Origin of the sequence: Mesorhizobium sp. B2-4-15, assembly GCF_006658505.1 — a bacterium.
GTDB lineage: Bacteria > Pseudomonadota > Alphaproteobacteria > Rhizobiales > Rhizobiaceae > Mesorhizobium.
Map to the genome: position 1 here is coordinate 95,328 of NZ_VFUZ01000007.1, position 17,012 is coordinate 112,339.

The 17,012-nt window shown below is 63.1% G+C and carries 15 protein-coding genes; 9 read left to right on the top strand and 6 right to left on the bottom strand.

The features are described 5' to 3' along the window. Positions 1 to 94: 94 nt before the first annotated feature. Positions 95 to 1,918, bottom strand: coding sequence for a glutamine--fructose-6-phosphate transaminase (isomerizing) (glmS, locus tag FJ930_RS10750; RefSeq protein ID WP_141837454.1), 1,824 nt, complete (start codon positions 1,916 to 1,918; stop codon positions 95 to 97). 255 nt (positions 1,919 to 2,173) lie between these two features. Here glmS and FJ930_RS10755 point away from each other — a divergent pair, with 255 nt between their 5' ends. Then, positions 2,174 to 2,569 (top strand): MAPEG family protein, encoded by a 396-nt coding sequence (locus FJ930_RS10755; protein WP_140741302.1) that lies wholly within the window; start codon positions 2,174 to 2,176, stop codon positions 2,567 to 2,569. A gap of 9 nt (positions 2,570 to 2,578) precedes the next feature. On the opposite strand, the gene glmU is transcribed toward FJ930_RS10755, so the two are convergent. Next, positions 2,579 to 3,946: a bifunctional UDP-N-acetylglucosamine diphosphorylase/glucosamine-1-phosphate N-acetyltransferase GlmU gene (gene glmU / locus FJ930_RS10760; protein WP_140741258.1), complete on the bottom strand. Its 1,368-nt coding sequence runs from the start codon at positions 3,944 to 3,946 to the stop codon at positions 2,579 to 2,581. Between the two features lie 131 nt (positions 3,947 to 4,077). Further along, positions 4,078 to 4,824, bottom strand: a complete 747-nt coding sequence (locus tag FJ930_RS10765; protein ID WP_141837457.1) for a cytochrome c biogenesis CcdA family protein — start codon at positions 4,822 to 4,824, stop codon at positions 4,078 to 4,080. 190 nt (positions 4,825 to 5,014) lie between these two features. On the opposite strand from FJ930_RS10765, the gene FJ930_RS10770 reads away from it, so the two are divergent. From FJ930_RS10770 to rpmG, 8 genes are all read left to right on the top strand, one after another. Further along, positions 5,015 to 5,392, top strand: coding sequence for a hypothetical protein (locus FJ930_RS10770; RefSeq protein WP_141837459.1), 378 nt, complete (start codon positions 5,015 to 5,017; stop codon positions 5,390 to 5,392). Positions 5,393 to 5,757: 365 nt separating this feature from the next. Then, positions 5,758 to 8,382, top strand: a complete 2,625-nt coding sequence (topA, locus tag FJ930_RS10775) for a type I DNA topoisomerase (protein WP_140741254.1) — start codon at positions 5,758 to 5,760, stop codon at positions 8,380 to 8,382. 6 nt (positions 8,383 to 8,388) lie between these two features. After that, a complete protein-coding gene (gene rnr / locus FJ930_RS10780) occupies positions 8,389 to 10,695 on the top strand; it encodes a ribonuclease R (protein WP_140741252.1) in 2,307 nt (768 codons plus the stop codon). Next, a complete protein-coding gene (locus FJ930_RS10785; RefSeq protein WP_181763349.1) occupies positions 10,695 to 11,129 on the top strand; it encodes a DUF983 domain-containing protein in 435 nt (144 codons plus the stop codon). Before rnr ends, FJ930_RS10785 begins: the two co-directional genes overlap by 1 nt. 73 nt (positions 11,130 to 11,202) lie before the next feature. Then, positions 11,203 to 11,943, top strand: coding sequence for an NUDIX domain-containing protein (locus FJ930_RS10790; protein ID WP_141837463.1), 741 nt, complete (start codon positions 11,203 to 11,205; stop codon positions 11,941 to 11,943). A gap of 22 nt (positions 11,944 to 11,965) precedes the next feature. Beyond that, positions 11,966 to 13,144 (top strand): MFS transporter, encoded by a 1,179-nt coding sequence (locus tag FJ930_RS10795; RefSeq protein ID WP_140741247.1) that lies wholly within the window; start codon positions 11,966 to 11,968, stop codon positions 13,142 to 13,144. A gap of 115 nt (positions 13,145 to 13,259) precedes the next feature. Further along, entirely contained in the window at positions 13,260 to 13,718 is a 459-nt protein-coding gene (locus FJ930_RS10800; protein WP_141837464.1) for a hypothetical protein, read from the top strand. A 154-nt stretch (positions 13,719 to 13,872) separates the two neighbouring features. Next, positions 13,873 to 14,040 (top strand): 50S ribosomal protein L33, encoded by a 168-nt coding sequence (gene rpmG, locus FJ930_RS10805; protein WP_006201775.1) that lies wholly within the window; start codon positions 13,873 to 13,875, stop codon positions 14,038 to 14,040. A 72-nt stretch (positions 14,041 to 14,112) separates the two neighbouring features. Here the strand turns inward: rpmG and ugpC are convergent, their stop codons facing one another. The 3 genes from ugpC to FJ930_RS10820 are packed head-to-tail and all read right to left on the bottom strand — an operon-like array spanning position 14,113 to position 16,956. Beyond that, positions 14,113 to 15,180 carry a sn-glycerol-3-phosphate ABC transporter ATP-binding protein UgpC gene (ugpC, locus tag FJ930_RS10810; protein ID WP_141837466.1) on the bottom strand — a complete coding sequence of 356 codons (1,068 nt, stop codon included), beginning with the start codon at positions 15,178 to 15,180 and terminating at the stop codon, positions 14,113 to 14,115. Positions 15,181 to 15,184: 4 nt separating this feature from the next. After that, a complete protein-coding gene (locus tag FJ930_RS10815) occupies positions 15,185 to 16,033 on the bottom strand; it encodes a carbohydrate ABC transporter permease (protein ID WP_141837468.1) in 849 nt (282 codons plus the stop codon). Further along, positions 16,033 to 16,956: a sugar ABC transporter permease gene (locus tag FJ930_RS10820; protein ID WP_141837470.1), complete on the bottom strand. Its 924-nt coding sequence runs from the start codon at positions 16,954 to 16,956 to the stop codon at positions 16,033 to 16,035. Before FJ930_RS10820 ends, FJ930_RS10815 begins: the two co-directional genes overlap by 1 nt. Positions 16,957 to 17,012: the final 56 nt, after the last annotated feature.

The following is a 17,012-nucleotide window of genomic DNA, read 5'->3' on the forward strand; positions in this document are numbered from 1 at the left end:
ACTGCTGGAAGTTCATCCAGAACTGCGGGGAAGTGTTGAACAGATACTTAGCTTCGCTTAGGCCGATGGTGCCAAATCGAGGGTTTGTCGTCGCCTACTCCACGGTCACCGACTTCGCCAGGTTGCGCGGCTGGTCGACGTCGGTGCCCATGAACACGGCGGTGAAGTAGGCCAGCATCTGGATCGGCAGCGCGTAGATGATCGGCGAGATGATCTCGGGCACGTCCGGCAGCACGATCGTCTCCATCGTCTTCACGCTCGCCTGCGCCGCCCCCCTGCTGTCGGTGATCAGGATGATCTTGCCGCCGCGCGCCGCCACCTCCTGCATGTTCGACACGGTCTTTTCAAAGATGCGGTCATGCGGGGCGATGACGATGACCGGCATGTTCTCGTCGATCAGCGCGATCGGTCCATGCTTCAATTCGCCCGCCGCATAGCCCTCGGCGTGGATATAGGAGATCTCCTTGAGCTTCAGCGCCCCTTCCATGGCCAGCGGGAAATTGGTGTCGCGGCCGAGATAGAGCACATCGGAATAGCGTGACAGCTCCCGCGCGATGCGTTCGATCTGCGCCTCGAGCTTGAGCACCTGGTTGGCATAGCGCGGTGCTTCCGAAAGCGCCCGCACCAGGATCTTTTCCTGCTCCGTCGAGATCGCGCCGCGCGCCACGCCGGCGCGCACCGCCAGCGAGGCCAGCACCGACAGCTGGCAGGTGAAGGCCTTGGTCGAGGCGACGCCGATCTCGGGGCCGGCAAGCGTGGGCAGCACGACGTCGGATTCGCGCGCCATGGTCGATTCGCGCACATTGACCACGGCGCCGATCCGCATGCCGGCCTTGCGGCAGTAGCGCAGCGAAGCCAGCGTGTCGGCGGTCTCGCCCGACTGCGAGATGAAGAAGGCGGCATCGTTGCCCGACAGCGGCATCTCGCGGTAGCGGAACTCCGAGGCGACATCGATGTCGACCGGCAGCCGCGCATAGCGCTCGAACCAGTATTTGCCGATCAGGCCGGCGAGATAGGCGGTGCCGCAGGCCGAGATCGCCAGCCGGCCGATTTTGGCGAAATCGAACGGCAGGTCGAGCGGCTTCGACACGCCGGAGACGAAATCGACATAGTGGGCCAGCGTGTGCGAGATCACCTCTGGCTGTTCATGGATTTCCTTCTCCATGAAATGGCGCCGGTTGCCCTTGTCGACCATGAAGCTGGTCGACAGCGATTGTTGGCGCTTGCGGTCGACCTTTTCGCCGCCGATGTCGAAGATGGCGACGCCGTCGCGGCGCACCACCGCCCAGTCGCCGTCCTCGAGATAGGTGATCGAGTTGGTGAACGGGGCGAGCGCGATGGCGTCGGAGCCCAAAAACATCTCGCCATCGCCATGGCCGACGGCGAGCGGCGGTCCGTTGCGGGCGCCGACGATCAGGTTGTCGTCGCCCCTGAACATGATGGCCAGCGCAAAGGCGCCCTCCAGCCGCTTCAGCGCCTGGTGCGCGGCCTCGATCGGCTGCAGCCCCCTGGCCAGTTCGCGCGCCACCAGATGGGCGACGACCTCGGTGTCGGTTTGCGAGGCGAAGCAATAGCCGTCGCGCGTCAGCTCATCGCGCAGTTCGGCGAAATTCTCGATGATGCCATTGTGGACGATGGCGACGCCTTCGGAGAAATGCGGATGCGCGTTGGTCTCGTTGGGCACGCCATGCGTTGCCCAGCGCGTGTGGCCGATGCCGATGGTGCCGTCGAGCGGCTCGTCCCTGAGCCGGCGCTCGAGATTGACCAGCTTGCCCTCGGCGCGCCGGCGGGCAAGCTCGCCACGCTCGATGGTGGCGACACCGGCCGAGTCATAGCCGCGGTATTCCAGACGCTTCAGCGCATCGACGATGAGCGGCGCAACCTGCGAGTGGCCGACGATCCCAACGATACCGCACATGCAGACAGTCCCCGATTGCCCATGGAAAACCAGCGCTATTTAGGGATGGCCGGCCTGCCGCGAAAATCACATTGCATTTCGCCCCGTGTAACGGAACGCTTCAGCACGCATGCACCATGACAGACCGCTCTTGCAAGCTGGTTACCGCTATTGTTCAGGTTTTCGCGATGTTCCTGCGGCCAGCATCGTTTTGCGCGATATTGCTGGCGACCGGCCATGCTCCGTATAGAATTCGTCCGCAAGGAGGAATGCACCATGGAACGCTATTACCCGGTGGCTGCGATCACCCTGCTTTGCGGCCTCATGATATTCGGCATGGCCCTGACGGTCGCCCGCACCCATTCCACGACCGGAATACTCGCCCCGGCCATGACGGGCGACCCGCGGCTCGAGCGGGCGATCCGGGCGCACTGCAACACGATCGAATGGCTGCCGATCTTCCTCCCGGCCATGTGGCTGTTCGCCATCTACTGGAGCCCTGCCTGGGCCGCCGGCCTCGGGCTCGTCTGGCTGATCGGACGCATCGCCTATTTCGTCGGATATCTTTCCGCGCCGTTGAAACGGTATCCTGGATTCTTCATCCAGTCACTGACGGCCTTCGTGCTGCTTCTCGGCGCGCTTGGGCGAATTATCTATCTATGGCTTGCGTAATAGCATTGCCTATTCCGCAGCCTTCTTCTTCGCGGCCGCTGCCGAAGCAAAGCGCTCGCGCAATTCCTTGCCCTTACCGGGGATCGTCTTCTGGCGAGCCCGGCCGAAGGCCAGCGCGTCGTCGGGCACATTTTCGGTGATGACGCTGCCGGACGCGATGTAGCCGCCCTTGCCGATCGACACCGGGGCCACCAGCGACGAGTTCGAGCCGATGAAGGCGCCCTCGCCGATGTCTGTGAAGAATTTCGAATAACCATCATAGTTGCAGGTGATGGTGCCGGCGCCGATATTGGCCGCCGCACCCACCCGGGCATCGCCGATATAGGTCAGATGGTTGACCTTGGCGCCTTCCTCGATGATGGCCTGCTTGACCTCGCAGAAATTGCCGACCTTTGCCTTGTTCCTGAGATCCGCACCCGGCCGCAGCCGTGCGAACGGCCCGACATCGCAATTGGACGCAATGCTGGCGCCTTCGATGTGGCTGAAGGCGTGGATCTTGGCGCCGCCCGCGATCTTAACGCCCGGGCCGAACCAGACATTGGGTTCGACGATCGTGTCGGCGCCGATCTCGGTGTCGTACGAGAAATACACCGTTTCCGGCGCGACCAAGGTCACGCCCGACAGCATGGCTTGCTCCCGCCGGCGCTGCTGCCAGAGACCTTCGGCCTGCGCCAGCTCGGCACGGTTGTTGATGCCGAGCGCATTCTCGAAACTGGCTTCGGTGGCGACCACATCGAGACCTTGCGCGCCGGCGATCTCGACGATGTCGGTGAGGTAATATTCGCCCTTGGCATTCTGATTGCCGACCGCATCGAGCAGTTTCAGCGCATGCTTGCCCGCAATCGCCATCATGCCGGCATTGCAGAAGGTGATCTTCTTCTCCGCCTCGGAGCAGTCCTTTTCCTCGCGGATGGCGATCAGCTTGCCGCCTTTTTCGACCAGCCTGCCATAGCCGTTTGGAACGGGCGGACGGAAGCCGATCACCACGACGGCCGCGCCTTCGGCGAGTTTCAGCCGCGCCAGCGTCAGCGCTTCCGCATCGATAAGCGGCGTGTCACCGAACATGACCAGAATGTCGTCATGACCCCTCGATATCGCTTCACGTGCGGCAAGAACGGCATGCGCCGTACCCAGGCGCTCCTCCTGCACGAAGGTCTCTGCCTTCGGTGAGAATTTCGCCATCACCTCGCGCATCTCTTCCGCGCGATGCCCGATTACGATCGCCTCGCTGCTGGCGCCGGCGGCTTCGGCCGCCTTCACCACGTGAGCCACCATCGGCAGCCCTGCGATCGGGTGCAGCACCTTCGGCAGCGCGCTCTTCATGCGCGTACCTTCGCCGGCGGCGAGAATGACGGACAGGCAGGATCTCTGGCTCATGGACGGACAACCATATGAAAGCGTTGGGAGTCAAGACAGGATAGCAGTGGCGCCATGCTGCACCAATGCGGTTAAATTCAGGTGAGATGGTGGAGCAACTGACTTTTAATCAGTGGGTCCATCGGCGGTGGTTACCCCAGCCGCCCCAGCACCGGGAAATTCTCCAGCAGCCAGTACGATACCGTCTGCACCCCGCCGGTGAGAAAAAACACGCCGGCGACGACCAGCAATGCGCCGATTGCCTTCTCGACACGGCCGAGATGGACACGGAATTTGCCGAGGAAGCGCATGAAAGCTCCGGAAAAAAGCGCCGCGATCAGGAAGGGAATGCCAAGCCCGAGCGAATAGGCAGCGAGCAGCAGCGCGCCCTCGCCCACTGTTTCGCGGCCGCCCGCCAGCGTCAGGATCGGCCCCAATACCGGACCGATGCACGGCGTCCAGCCGAAGGCGAAGGCCAGACCCATGATATAGGCGGCAACGGCACTGGCCGGCTTGCCCTGCGACTGGAAGCGGGCCTCGCGCGACAGGAGCGGGATGCGCAGGATGCCCAGGAAATTAAGGCCCATCAGGATGATCAGCACGCCGGCACCCATCGCCAGCGGTTCCTGCCAGACACGCAGCAGCCGGCCGATGGTCGAGGCGCCGGCGCCGAGCGCCACGAACACGGTCGAGAAACCGAGCACGAAGGCGATCGAGGAATAGAGCAGCGCGCCGCGCGCGCCTTCCCTTGCCGTCACACCGGCATTGCCGCGAAAATCGTCGACCGAAACGCCGGCCATGTAGCAGAGATAGGGCGGCACCAGCGGCAGCACGCAAGGCGACAGGAACGAGATGGCGCCCGCCCCGACCGCGCTGACATAGCCGATGTCCAATGCCATTCCAAAAGCTCCGACTGTTCTGGCGACGATATAGCGGCACGCGGGTTCGTTCGCCAATCACCATCCTGTGGCCAACCACCATGCTGTGGCAAGTCATCGCGGGCGGGGGAAGAAAGGAGCCGCGCATGGCGTTGACACATCGAGGCCGCGATTTCCCGCGAGTCTCCAGATATCAGCCAGGGAGATTTCCATGAAAACGATGACCGCAGCGCTGGCCGCGCTTCTGCTCGGCACCGTAGCATCCTTCGCCGCCGAGGCGTGGAAGGAAGCCGAGGCCGGTGGCACCAAGATCTACACCGACGCCATGGGCATGACGCTCTACACCTATGACAAGGACGGGAAAGGCAAGACCAATTGCTACGACAAATGCGCCGCCAATTGGCGGCCGCTGAAGGCCGAGGCAGCCGCCAAGGCCAGCGACGGATGGACTGTTATCGACCGCACCGACGGCACCAAGATGTGGGCCTATGACGGCAAGCCGGTCTACACCTTCATCAAGGACAAGAAAGCCGGTGACATGAACGGTGACGGCGTCGCCGGCGTCTGGCACGTCGTCAAGGCCGACTGAGCCTCAACACCCGTTCCCGCTTGCCGGCGGGACAGAGGTTGGTCGCCGCCCCCCATGCAGCGGCGGCCAGCTTCCTTTCGTGCACCGGGACATGTGGTCGAGGGCGGCACGCCAGGCGATTTCTCTCGACTCACCGGAAGAGCATCCGGTCATTTTCGCCGGCTTGCGGCCATCACCTCCCCTGACCGAAATTCTGTGATTTTCTTCATACACTCTAAGAGTGTATTCGCTGCGGACCGTCCGGCAATTTAGACGCCTCCCCTTGACCGGATGCAAAAGCGCGGCCATGTGAGCGACAAACAGAAACGAGATTTCGTCGCGCGCAGCGGAATTCTTCTGGCGCATCACAGCAGATAAGAGACCTCATGGACGTCGTCGTCGTCGAATCGCCGGCCAAGGCGAAGACAATCAACAAATATCTCGGCAGGAACTACAAGGTCCTGGCCTCGTTCGGCCATGTCCGCGATTTGCCGGCCAAGGATGGCTCGGTGCGCCCGGATGAAGATTTCGCCATGTCCTGGGCGGTCGATACCGCATCGGGCAAGCGGCTCGCCGACATCGCCAAGGCGGTCAAGGATGCCGATGGCCTGATCCTCGCCACCGACCCGGATCGCGAAGGTGAGGCCATTTCCTGGCATGTGCTGGAAGTGCTGAAGCAGAAGCGAGCGCTGAAGGACAAGCCGGTCAGCCGCGTCGTCTTCAACGCCATCACCAAATCGTCGGTGCTGGAGGCGATGGCCAATCCACGCCAGATCGATGCGCCGCTGGTCGACGCCTATCTCGCCCGCCGGGCGCTGGACTATCTCGTCGGCTTCACGCTGTCGCCGGTGCTGTGGCGCAAATTGCCTGGTGCCCGTTCGGCCGGCCGCGTCCAGTCGGTGGCATTGCGCCTGGTCTGCGACCGCGAATCCGAGATCGAGCGTTTCATCCGCGAGGAATACTGGCAGATCGCGGCCATCCTCGGCACACCGCGCAACGAGACTTTCGAGGCGCGGCTGACCGCCTTCGAACGCAAGAAACTCCAGAAACTCGACATTTCCAACAAGGCGCAGGCCGACGACATCAAGGCGATGCTCGAAGGTGCGGCCTTCAAGGCGCTGTCCGTCGAAGCCAAGCCGACCAAGCGCAATCCTGGCCCGCCCTTCACAACCTCGACGCTGCAGCAGGCCGCCTCGTCGGGCCTCGGTTTCTCGGCCACTCGCACGATGCAGGTGGCGCAGCGGCTTTATGAGGGCATGGACATTGGCGGCGAGACCGCCGGCCTGATCACCTATATGCGAACCGACGGCGTGCAGATGGCGCCCGAGGCGATCTCGGCCGCTCGCGATGCGATCGCCAAGGAGTTCGGCCCGAAATACCTGCCGGAAAAGCCGCGCTTTTACACCGCCAAGGCCAAGAATGCCCAAGAGGCGCACGAGGCGATCCGCCCGACGGATTTCATGCGCACCCCGGCATCGGTCAGGCAGTATCTCGATGCCGACCAGGCGCGGCTTTATGAACTGATCTGGAAGCGCGCCATCGCCAGCCAGATGCAGCCAGCCGAAATCGAGCGCACGACTGTCGAGATAGAAGCCGTGAACGGGGCTCGTATCGCCGAGCTTCGCGCCGTGGGTTCGGTCGTCCGCTTCGACGGTTTCATCGCCGCCTACACCGACCAGAAGGACGACGACGCCGAAGACGAGGAAAACCGCCGCTTGCCCGAAATCCGTGCCGGCGAGCAACTCACCCGTCAGGCGATCAACGCCACCCAGCACACGACAGAGCCACCGCCGCGTTACTCCGAGGCCTCGCTGATCAAGAAGCTGGAGGAACTCGGCATCGGCCGGCCGTCGACCTATACGGCGATTCTGAAGACGCTCGAGGACCGCGACTATGTCGCCATCGACAAGCGCCGGCTGGTGCCGCAGGCCAAGGGCCGCCTGCTCTCGGCTTTCCTCGAAAGCTTCTTCGAGCGCTACGTCGAGTACGACTTCACCGCATCGCTCGAGGAAAAGCTCGACGAGATTTCGGACGGCAAGCTCGCCTGGAAGGACGTGCTGCGCGACTTCTGGAAGGATTTTTCCGGCGCCGTCGCCGACATCAAGGAGCTGCGCGTCACCGACGTGCTCGATGCGCTGAACGAGGAACTGGCACCGCTGGTGTTCCCCGCACGGGAAGACGGTTCGAACCCGCGCATCTGCCCGAAATGCGGCACCGGCAATCTGTCGCTCAAGCTTGGCAAGTTCGGTGCCTTCGTCGGCTGCTCCAACTATCCCGAATGCTCCTTCACCCGCCAGCTCGGCGACGCCGCCAACCCGAATGGCGAGAATGGCGGCGGCGAGGACGGCACCAGGCTGCTCGGCAAGGACCCCTACACGGCGGAGGAAATCACGCTGCGCTCTGGCCGCTTCGGCCCCTATATCCAGCGCGGCGAGGGCAAGGACGCCAAGCGTTCCAGCCTGCCCAAGGGCTGGACGCCTGACTCCATCGATCATGAGAAGGCGCTGGCATTGTTGTCGCTGCCACGCGACGTGGGGAAGCATCCCGAGAGCGGCAAGATGATTTCGGCCGGGCTCGGCCGTTACGGTCCCTTCGTGCTGCACGATGGCACCTACGCCAATCTCGACAGCATCGAGGACGTGTTCTCGATCGGCCTCAACCGGGCCGTCACCGTGATTGCCGAGAAGCAGTCGAAGGCCAAGGGCGGCCGCAACGGTGGTACTCCGGCAGCGCTGAAGGAGGTTGGCGACCATCCGGACGGCGGCGGCAAGATCGTCGTGCGCGACGGCAAGTACGGACCTTACGTGAATTTCGGCAAGGTCAATGCCACGCTGCCCAAGGGCAAGGATCCACAATCCGTCACCATGGAAGATGCGTTGGCGCTGATTGCCGAGAAGGAAGCCAAGGGCGGCGGCGGCAGGAAACCGGCCCGCAAGACTGCGGCGGCAGCGGCCAAGGCCCCGGTCAAGAAAACAGCGGCCAAGAAGCCGGCCGCGAAGAAAAAAGGGTAGGACGGCGTGGCGCGCAGGATCACCGGAAGAAGCCACGGCGATCCGCGCACCGCCGACACCAGGGCCAAGGTCAAGGACGATTACCGGCCTTCGCGTGACGAAATCCTGCGCTACATCGCCGAGAATCCTGATCGGGCGGGAAAACGCGACATCGCCAAGGCCTTCGCGCTGCGTGGCGACGACCGCATCTGGCTGAAGGATCTCCTGCGCGACCTGCAGGATGAGGGCGTCCTGAGCAAGGAGCGCAAGCGGCTGGCCCGGGTCGGCGCCCTGCCCCATGTCGCCGTGCTCGATATATTCGGCCGCGATGGCGACGGTATTTTGCTGGCCCATCCGACCGAGGCCGTCGGCACTGGCGAGCCGCCCGTGGTCTCGATCCGGGTTTCGCGCGGCGGCAGCGGGCCGGCGCCGGGCATCGGCGACCGCGTACTGGCCAAGACGTTCCCGACCGATGATCCGTCGGGTCCCGCCTATACCGGCCGGGTGATGAAGATCTTCGAGAAACGCAACGAGGCCGTTCTCGGTGTCTTCCGGGTGCTTCAGGACGGCACCTTTCGCATCGAGCCGGTGGAACGGCGCCAGCCGGAACTGGTCGTCGACAAGGAATTCCAGAACGGCGCCAGGAACGGCGACCTGGTCGAGGTCGAACCCGCGCGGGCCTCCCGCTATGGGCTGCCGAGAGCCAAGGTGCTCAACGTGCTGGGCTCGCTGACCAGTGAAAAGGCGGTCTCGATGATCGCCATCCACGCCCACGACATTCCGCACATTTTCCCGGCCGACGTGATTGCTGAATCCGAAGCCGTCAAACCGGCGACGATGGCCAACCGCGAGGACTGGCGCGACCTGCCGCTCGTCACCATCGATCCGGCCGACGCGAAGGACCATGACGACGCGGTGTTCGCCACACCCGATATCGATGAGAAGAACCCAGGCGGCGTGGTCATCACGGTCGCCATCGCCGATGTCGCCGCCTATGTCCGCTACGGCACCGCACTCGACCGTGAAGCGCTGAAGCGCGGCAATTCGGTCTATTTCCCGGATCGCGTCGTGCCGATGCTGCCCGAGCGCATCTCCAACGACCTCTGCTCGCTGCGCGAAGGCCAGGACCGGCCGGCGCTGGCGGTGCGCATGACCTTCTCCGCCGATGGCCACAAGATCCGGCACTCGTTCCACCGCATCATGATGAAGTCGGCGGCCAAGCTTGCCTACCCGCAGGCGCAGGCAGCGATCGACGGTGTGCCGGACGACAAGACCGGCCCGATCCTCGACACGGTGCTGAAGCCGCTGTGGGATGCCTACGCGATCCTCAAGCGCGGGCGCGAAGGCCGCCAGCCGCTCGAACTCGACCTGCCGGAACGCAAGATCCTGCTGAAAGACGATGGCACGGTCGACCGCGTCATCGTGCCGGAACGGCTCGATGCCCACAAGCTGATCGAAGAATTCATGATCCAGGCCAATGTCGCCGCCGCCGAAACGCTGGAGGGGAAGAAGCAGGCGCTGGTCTATCGTATCCATGACGCGCCCTCGCTCGCCAAGCAGGAATCACTGCGCGAGTTCCTGCAGACGCTTGGCCTGTCGCTGGCGCGCGGCGCGCAGATGCGGCCCAGCCAGTTCAACGGCATTCTGGAACGCGTACGTGGCGCCGACAATGAAGGCCTGGTCAACGAGGTGGTGCTGCGCTCGCAGAGCCAGGCCGAATATTCGCCGAAGAACATCGGCCATTTCGGCCTCAATTTGAGGCGATACGCGCATTTCACCTCGCCGATCCGCCGCTACGCCGATCTGATCGTGCATCGCGGACTTATCACCGCGCTCGGCCTCGGTCCGGGAGGGTTGACCCAGGACGAGGCGGCCCGTCTCGAAGATGTTGCAGTGCTGATCTCCGGCACCGAACGCCGCGCGATGGCTGCCGAGCGCGACACGGTCGACCGGCTGATCGCCGCTTATCTTGCCGAACGCATCGACGACCGGTTCGATGCCCGCATCTCCGGCGTCACCAAATCAGGACTATTTGTCCAATTGCCGCAGTATGGCGCCGATGGTTTCATCCCCGTGTCAACTCTGGGCGGCGATTACTATATATTCGACGAAACTGCCCGCTCCCTATTTGGAGAACGCTCCGGCAAAGGCTACCAACTCGCGGATCGTGTTGAGGTTCGGCTCGTTCAGGTGGCTCCGATGGCCGGCGCGATGCGTTTCGAAATGTTGACCGACCCGAAGCCCCTGCCAGGCTCGAAACGGTCATTTCACAAGGCTAAAGGCCGCGCCCGTGCGTCGCAATCGCGACCGGGTTCACGCGGCAGGAGACGATGATGGAACAACAGGTTTTCGGCGGCGAACTTCACTCGGGCCGGGTGGCCCGCCCCTTGTGGACGGCGATGAAGCGCGGTCTGCTGGGCCGTTGCCCGAACTGCGGCGAAGGCAAGCTGTTTCGCGGCTTCACCAAGACGGTGGAGACCTGCAGCGTGTGCGGCGAGGAGATCCACCACCATCGCGCCGATGACCTGCCGGCCTATCTGGTCATCGTCATCGTCGGCCACATCGTTCTCGGCGCCTTCATGGGCGTCGAAGCGACCTCGACCTTGTCTACCTGGCAGCACATCGCGATCTGGGTGCCCTTGACCATCTTGCTGTCGGTTGCACTGCTGCAGCCTGTCAAAGGTGCCGTCATCGGACTGCAATGGGCGTTCTATATGCATGGATTTGGTGGCGAAAAGGATGTGATCGAGCCGCATCCGGGAGCCTGAGATACTGGCTGGCGCAATATGCCGATCATCAAGGCCACTTTCGCATGCAAGAAGTTTCCGCTAGGTCCTGCGCATGGATGGTATGACCAAGGCGGAAGTCGACAGGATCGAGCGGAGCGTGATCGCTCATAGCGATCGGCCGATACGCCCACGCGATGCGGCGACCCTGATCCTGCTTGACCGCAAGGGCGATGAAGTTCTTGTGCTGATGGGCCGCCGCCATGCCGGCCACGCCTTCATGCCTGGAAAATTCGTCTTCCCCGGGGGCCGCACCGACCCTGCCGACAGTCGCATCGCTGTCGCCGCGGCATTACACCCGGAACAGGAAACAAAGCTTACCGCCGGCCCAGGACGCACCAGCGCCGCGCGAGCCCGCGCCATCGCCCTGTCGGCGATCCGCGAGACCTACGAGGAAGCTGGGCTTCTGATCGGCCGCAAAGGTGCCTTTGCCACCGCTAGGCGCGATTGGCAGGGTTTTGCCGAACATGGCGTGCAGCCCTCCCTGGACATGCTGCGCTTCATCGCCCGGGCCATCACTCCGCCCAACCGGGTGCGCCGCTTCGATACACGCTTCTTCAGCGCCTGGCGCGGCGACGTCGCTGTCGAACTGCCTGGCGGCGGCCCGACGAACGAACTTGAGGAACTGGTCTGGCTGCCGCTTGCCAAGGCTCGCGAAGCCGACATACCCGACATCACCCGAACGATCCTGGACGAGTTGGAAAAGCGTCTGGCCCATGATCCGCAGCTGCGTCCGGGCAGTCCCGTCCCCTTCTACCGGCTGATCCGCAATCGCTTCACCCGCGAAATTCTGTAAAACATCGAGTACTCAGACACCCATGACGGTCGATACCCAACCAAAGGGCGACGAACGCGTACACTGGCTGCCGATGATCGCGGCGATCTCGTCGATCAGCGTCGTCGGCATCGCCATCGGCTTGGGCATGCCCCTGCTCAGCGTCATCCTGGAAACACGCGGCCATTCGGCCTCCATGATCGGCCTCAACACGGCTGTCGCCGGCCTGGCCTCGATCGCCGGAGCGCCATTGGCCACACCGCTCGCCATGCGCTTCGGTGTCGCCTGGACCATGATTGGCATGATTGCCGCCGGTGCGTTCGCCTTCATCGGCTTTCATTTCGCACCTGATTTCTGGATGTGGTTCCCGCTGCGCATAGTGCTGCACATTGCGCTGACCGTGCTGTTCATCCTGTCGGAATTCTGGATCAGCACGTCGGCGCCTCCCTACCGGCGCGGCCTTGTCCTTGGCATCTACGCCACTGTCCTATCGCTCGGTTTTGCCGCCGGTCCGTGGCTGTTCGCCCATCTCGGCAGCTCCGGCTTCAGGCCATTCGGCGTCATCGTCGCCTTGGTGACGCTGGCGGCGATACCGGTGCTGGCGGCGCGTAACGAGAGCCCCACCATTGTCGCCGACGGCGAAACCAGCAACTTCCTGCGCTACATCTGGCTGGTTCCGACCGCGACCTTCGCCGTGCTGGTGTTCGGCGCGGTGGAGACCGGCGGCTTCGCGCTATTTCCAGTCTACGGCAACCGCATCGGCTACTCCGAGGCCGACGCGGCACTTCTCCTGACCATGATCGGTCTCGGCAACGTGCTGTTGCAGATACCGATCGGCATGATCAGCGACAGGGTCAGCGATCGCCGCTATCTGCTGCTCGCCTGCGCCATTGTAGGGTTGGCCGGCACGGTGTTCATGCCCTTCTTCGCCGCGAACTGGCATTTCATGGCAGCGCTGCTTTTCGTCTGGGGCGGTGTCGTCGCGGCCATGTACACGATCGGCCTCGCCCATCTCGGTTCGCAGCTTTCCGGCCACGAACTGGCGTCGGCCAATGCTGCTTTCGTGCTGTGCTACGGCGTCGGCATGGTGCTTGGCCCGCAGGCGATCGGGATCGGCATGGACAGTTTCGGACCTTCCGGCTTCGGCTGGTCGCTCGGCCTGTTCTTCGCCGCCTACATCGTCCTGGTCTGCTTCAGGCTTGTGCGCAAGATTCTCCTGTAGCGGGGGACAAAAGCCCTTTGTCGCCGCCCTGAGGCGGCAGGCTGCTGACAGAACCATGTCAGCAGCCAAGCGGTAAAAGAGGTGTTCCCAAACATCGGAAGTTGAGGACACTCCCATGATCGACAGCGGCTTTGAAACCACATCCCTGCGCATGACGCTTTTGCTGCTTGTGACCTTCCAGGCGCCGGCCGCGGATGTCGACCGCATCATGGACGCGGTTGTCGCGATCGCCCCGCTGGCCATGGGCAAATATGACCGCAACGCTTATCAGTCCGCGCACGGCATCGAACGCTACAGGCCACTGGAAGGCGCGGCGGCCGGCGCCGAAGCCGAATTGCGTCGCCGCCCGGGCACGGTCGAGGTTTCGTTCGAACTGCCTGATGACCAGGCGCTGGCCAGCCGTGTCGTCGAGGCGATCTTCCAGGCGCATTCCTACCACGAGCCGGTGATCCGCCTCCAGCCGATCCTCGCCAGCCGCTCCAAGGGGCTGGACGACCGCGCCAATCCGAATCGCTGGTGGAACACCACCGGGGATTGGAAGAAGGTTGCCACGCCCCAAGCGGAAACCGTGTAATTTATGCATGCTGGGCAGCTCGAACCGGCCACATCAGGTCGGCTGGGCTTGACTTTCCGGGTACGTTCTTTATGTGTCGCGCCAAGTTTCCCGCGTCCGGGTGTTTTCCCCGTGCTCCAGCGGCCAAAACTCCACGAACAAACGGACTGATACCATGGCCAAAGCCGCAAACATCAAGATCAAGCTTCTGTCGACCGCCGACACCGGTTTCTTCTACGTGACCAGCAAGAATAGCCGTACCAAGACCGACAAGCTGTCGTTCCGCAAGTACGACCCGGTCGCCAAGAAGCACGTCGAATTCAAGGAAACCAAGATCAAGTAATCTGGGTTTCTGTGGAATGCAAAACGCCGCCCATCGGGCGGCGTTTTTTGTTCAGCCGGCAGGCTGAGTCCCTCACCCGATGCGATCGCCGCTTTTCGGGTCGAACAGGTGCAGCGACGCCGGATCGGCCGCCAGACGCACAACGTCGCCAGGCTTCACCCCGGCGCGGCCCATGGCGAAGACGCAGAGCTGCTGGCCGGCCAGTTTGACATAGAACTGCGTCGACAGACCGAGCGGCTCCACCACCCCCACCTCGCCTTGCAGCGCACCGTCACCGGCCAGCCGGATATGCTCGGGCCGCAGGCCGACGGTGATCGTATCACCCTCCTTGAGCGGTAAGCCGTCCGGCAGTTTTAGCGACTGGCCATCCGACAGCACCGCCTCCAATACATCGCCCTTGCGAACCGTCGCCGGCAGGAAATTCATGCCGGGCGAGCCGATGAAGCCGGCAACGAACATATTGGCCGGCCGGTCGTAGAGATCGAGCGGCGCGCCGACCTGCTGGATCAGCCCGTCATGCATGACGACGATGCGGTCGGCCATGGTCATGGCCTCGATCTGGTCGTGCGTGACGTAGACGGAAGTGGTTTTCAGCTGCTGGTGCAGCGCCTTGATCTCGGCGCGCATGTGCACGCGCAGCTTGGCATCGAGGTTCGACAGCGGCTCGTCGAACAGGAACACTTTGGGGTCACGTACGATGGCGCGGCCCATGGCGACGCGCTGGCGCTGGCCGCCCGATAGTTGCCTGGGCAGGCGTTGCAGGAAACTGTCCAGGCCGAGCCGTTTGGCCGCGCCGTCGACGCGGGCATCGATGGCGGGCTTCTCGGCCTTCCTCAGCATGAGGCTGAAGCCCATGTTCTTCGACACGTCCATATGCGGATAGAGCGCATAGGACTGGAACACCATGGCGATGTCGCGATCCTTCGGCGCCACGTCGTTGACCACCCGCTCGCCGATGCGGATCTCTCCGCCGGAGGCTTCCTCAAGCCCGGCGATCATGCGCAAAAGCGTGGACTTGCCGCAACCGGACGGGCCGACCAGCACCACGAATTCGCCATCGGCGATTTCAAGATCGACGGCGTGCAGGACACGAACGGCACCATAGTCCTTGCGGACCTTTTCAAGCGTAACAGAAGCCATCGATCTATCCTTTGACGGCGCCGGCGGTCAGGCCGGTGACGAGATAGCGTTGCAGGAAAGCGAAGAAGATGCAGACCGGGATCAGCGCCAGGATGGATGCCGCCATCATCTGCCCCCAGTCGACGGCGAACTTGCCGATGAAGGTGAGCAGGCCGACGGCGAAGGTTTTCTGGTCGTCGCTGGAAATCAGCATCAGCGCGAACAGAAGTTCGCTCCAGGCGGCAGTGAAGACAAAGCCCAGCGTGGCGCCCATGCCGGGCAGCGTCAGCGGCACGATCACGCGGCGCATGGCTTGAGCCCGCGTGCAGCCGTCGATCATCGCCGCCTCTTCCAGATCCTTCGGGATGCCGTCGAAGAAGGACTGCATGAGGAAGGTGGCGAAGGCGGTGTTGAAGGCGGTGTAGATGATGATCAGCCCGGTCAGGCTGTTGATCAGGCCGATCTGACCCATCACGCGGTAGATCGGCGGAATGACCATCACCAGCGGAAAGGTCTGGGTCAGCAGCAACAAGAGAGCTAATGCCGCCTTGCCGCGAAAGGTGAAACGCGACAAGGCGTAGCCGGCGAGCGTGGCTATGACCGTCACCAATGCCGCCGTCGACACCGAGACGATGACGCTGTTGAGGAAATAGCGTGGAAAATCGGTCGCCTCGAGCACGGTGACGAAGTTCTGTAACGTCACGTGAGACGGCCAGAACGTGACGCCTTCGGAATAGAGCAGCCGCTCCGGGGTGACCGAGATCTTCAGCGTCCAGTAGATCGGAAACAAGGCGAAGATCACATAAGCAGCGATGGCCGCATAAAGGCCGATGCCGCCGAAGAAGCGTTGCGAGGTTGAGCGCCCTGCGATCATCAGACGTGCCTCACCAGCGAGCGGCGGATGGCGATCAGCGCAATCGCATAGGCGATGAGCAGGACGAGCAGCAGAACGGCCACCGCCGAGGCATAGCCCTTGTCCAGCGACTTGAACGCACTGACATAGATGTAGACCGGCACCGTGTTGGTCGAGCCGGCCGGCCCGCCCTCGGTCATGACGAAGATCAGGTCGGCGAAGGTGGCGATCCAGATGGTGCGCAGCATCACCGTAATGGCGATGGTCGGCGCCAGAAATGGCAGCGTCACCTTGGTGAAGCGTTGCCATGGCGAAGCGCCGTCGATCGCCGCCGCCTCATGCAGTTCCGAAGGAATCGACTTCAGCGCCGCCAGAAGCGTGATGGCAAAGAACGGAATGCCGAACCAGATATTGGCGACGATCGGCCCCCACATCGCTGTGGCCGGATCGGAGAGTACGTTGGTCGGCTCGGCCTTCAGCCCCAATGCAAACAGCCAGTGCGGCAACGGACCGATGATCGGGTTGAACAACCAGGCCCAGGTCAGGCCCGACAGGAAGGACGGCACCGCCCAGGGCAGGAACACCAGAGCCTGCACGATCTTGCGGCCCAAGAACGGCTTGTCGAGCAGCAGCGCCAGGCCAAGGCCGAGGAAGAACTGGAAGAACAGGCTTGCGACCGTCCACCACAGCGTGTTGACCAGCGCCTGTCCAAGTACCTGGTCCGACAGCATCGCCTGATACTGCCCGAGCCCGACATATTCCGACTTGAAGGCCGAGAATTTGCGGAAGGAATAGCTGATGCCGATGACCAGCGGCACGAGCAGCACCACGACCAGCAGGATGATCGCCGGGCTGAGATAGAGCCAGGGCTCGAACGCCGCATAGGAAAGCCGCTTCTTTCGCGGCCGGCCGGCGGATCGTATTTCGGAGACGGCATAGGTCATTGGCGCTCGCAGTGGAAGATTGGTGCGACATGGCAACAGCTTCCTTCTCCCCGTTG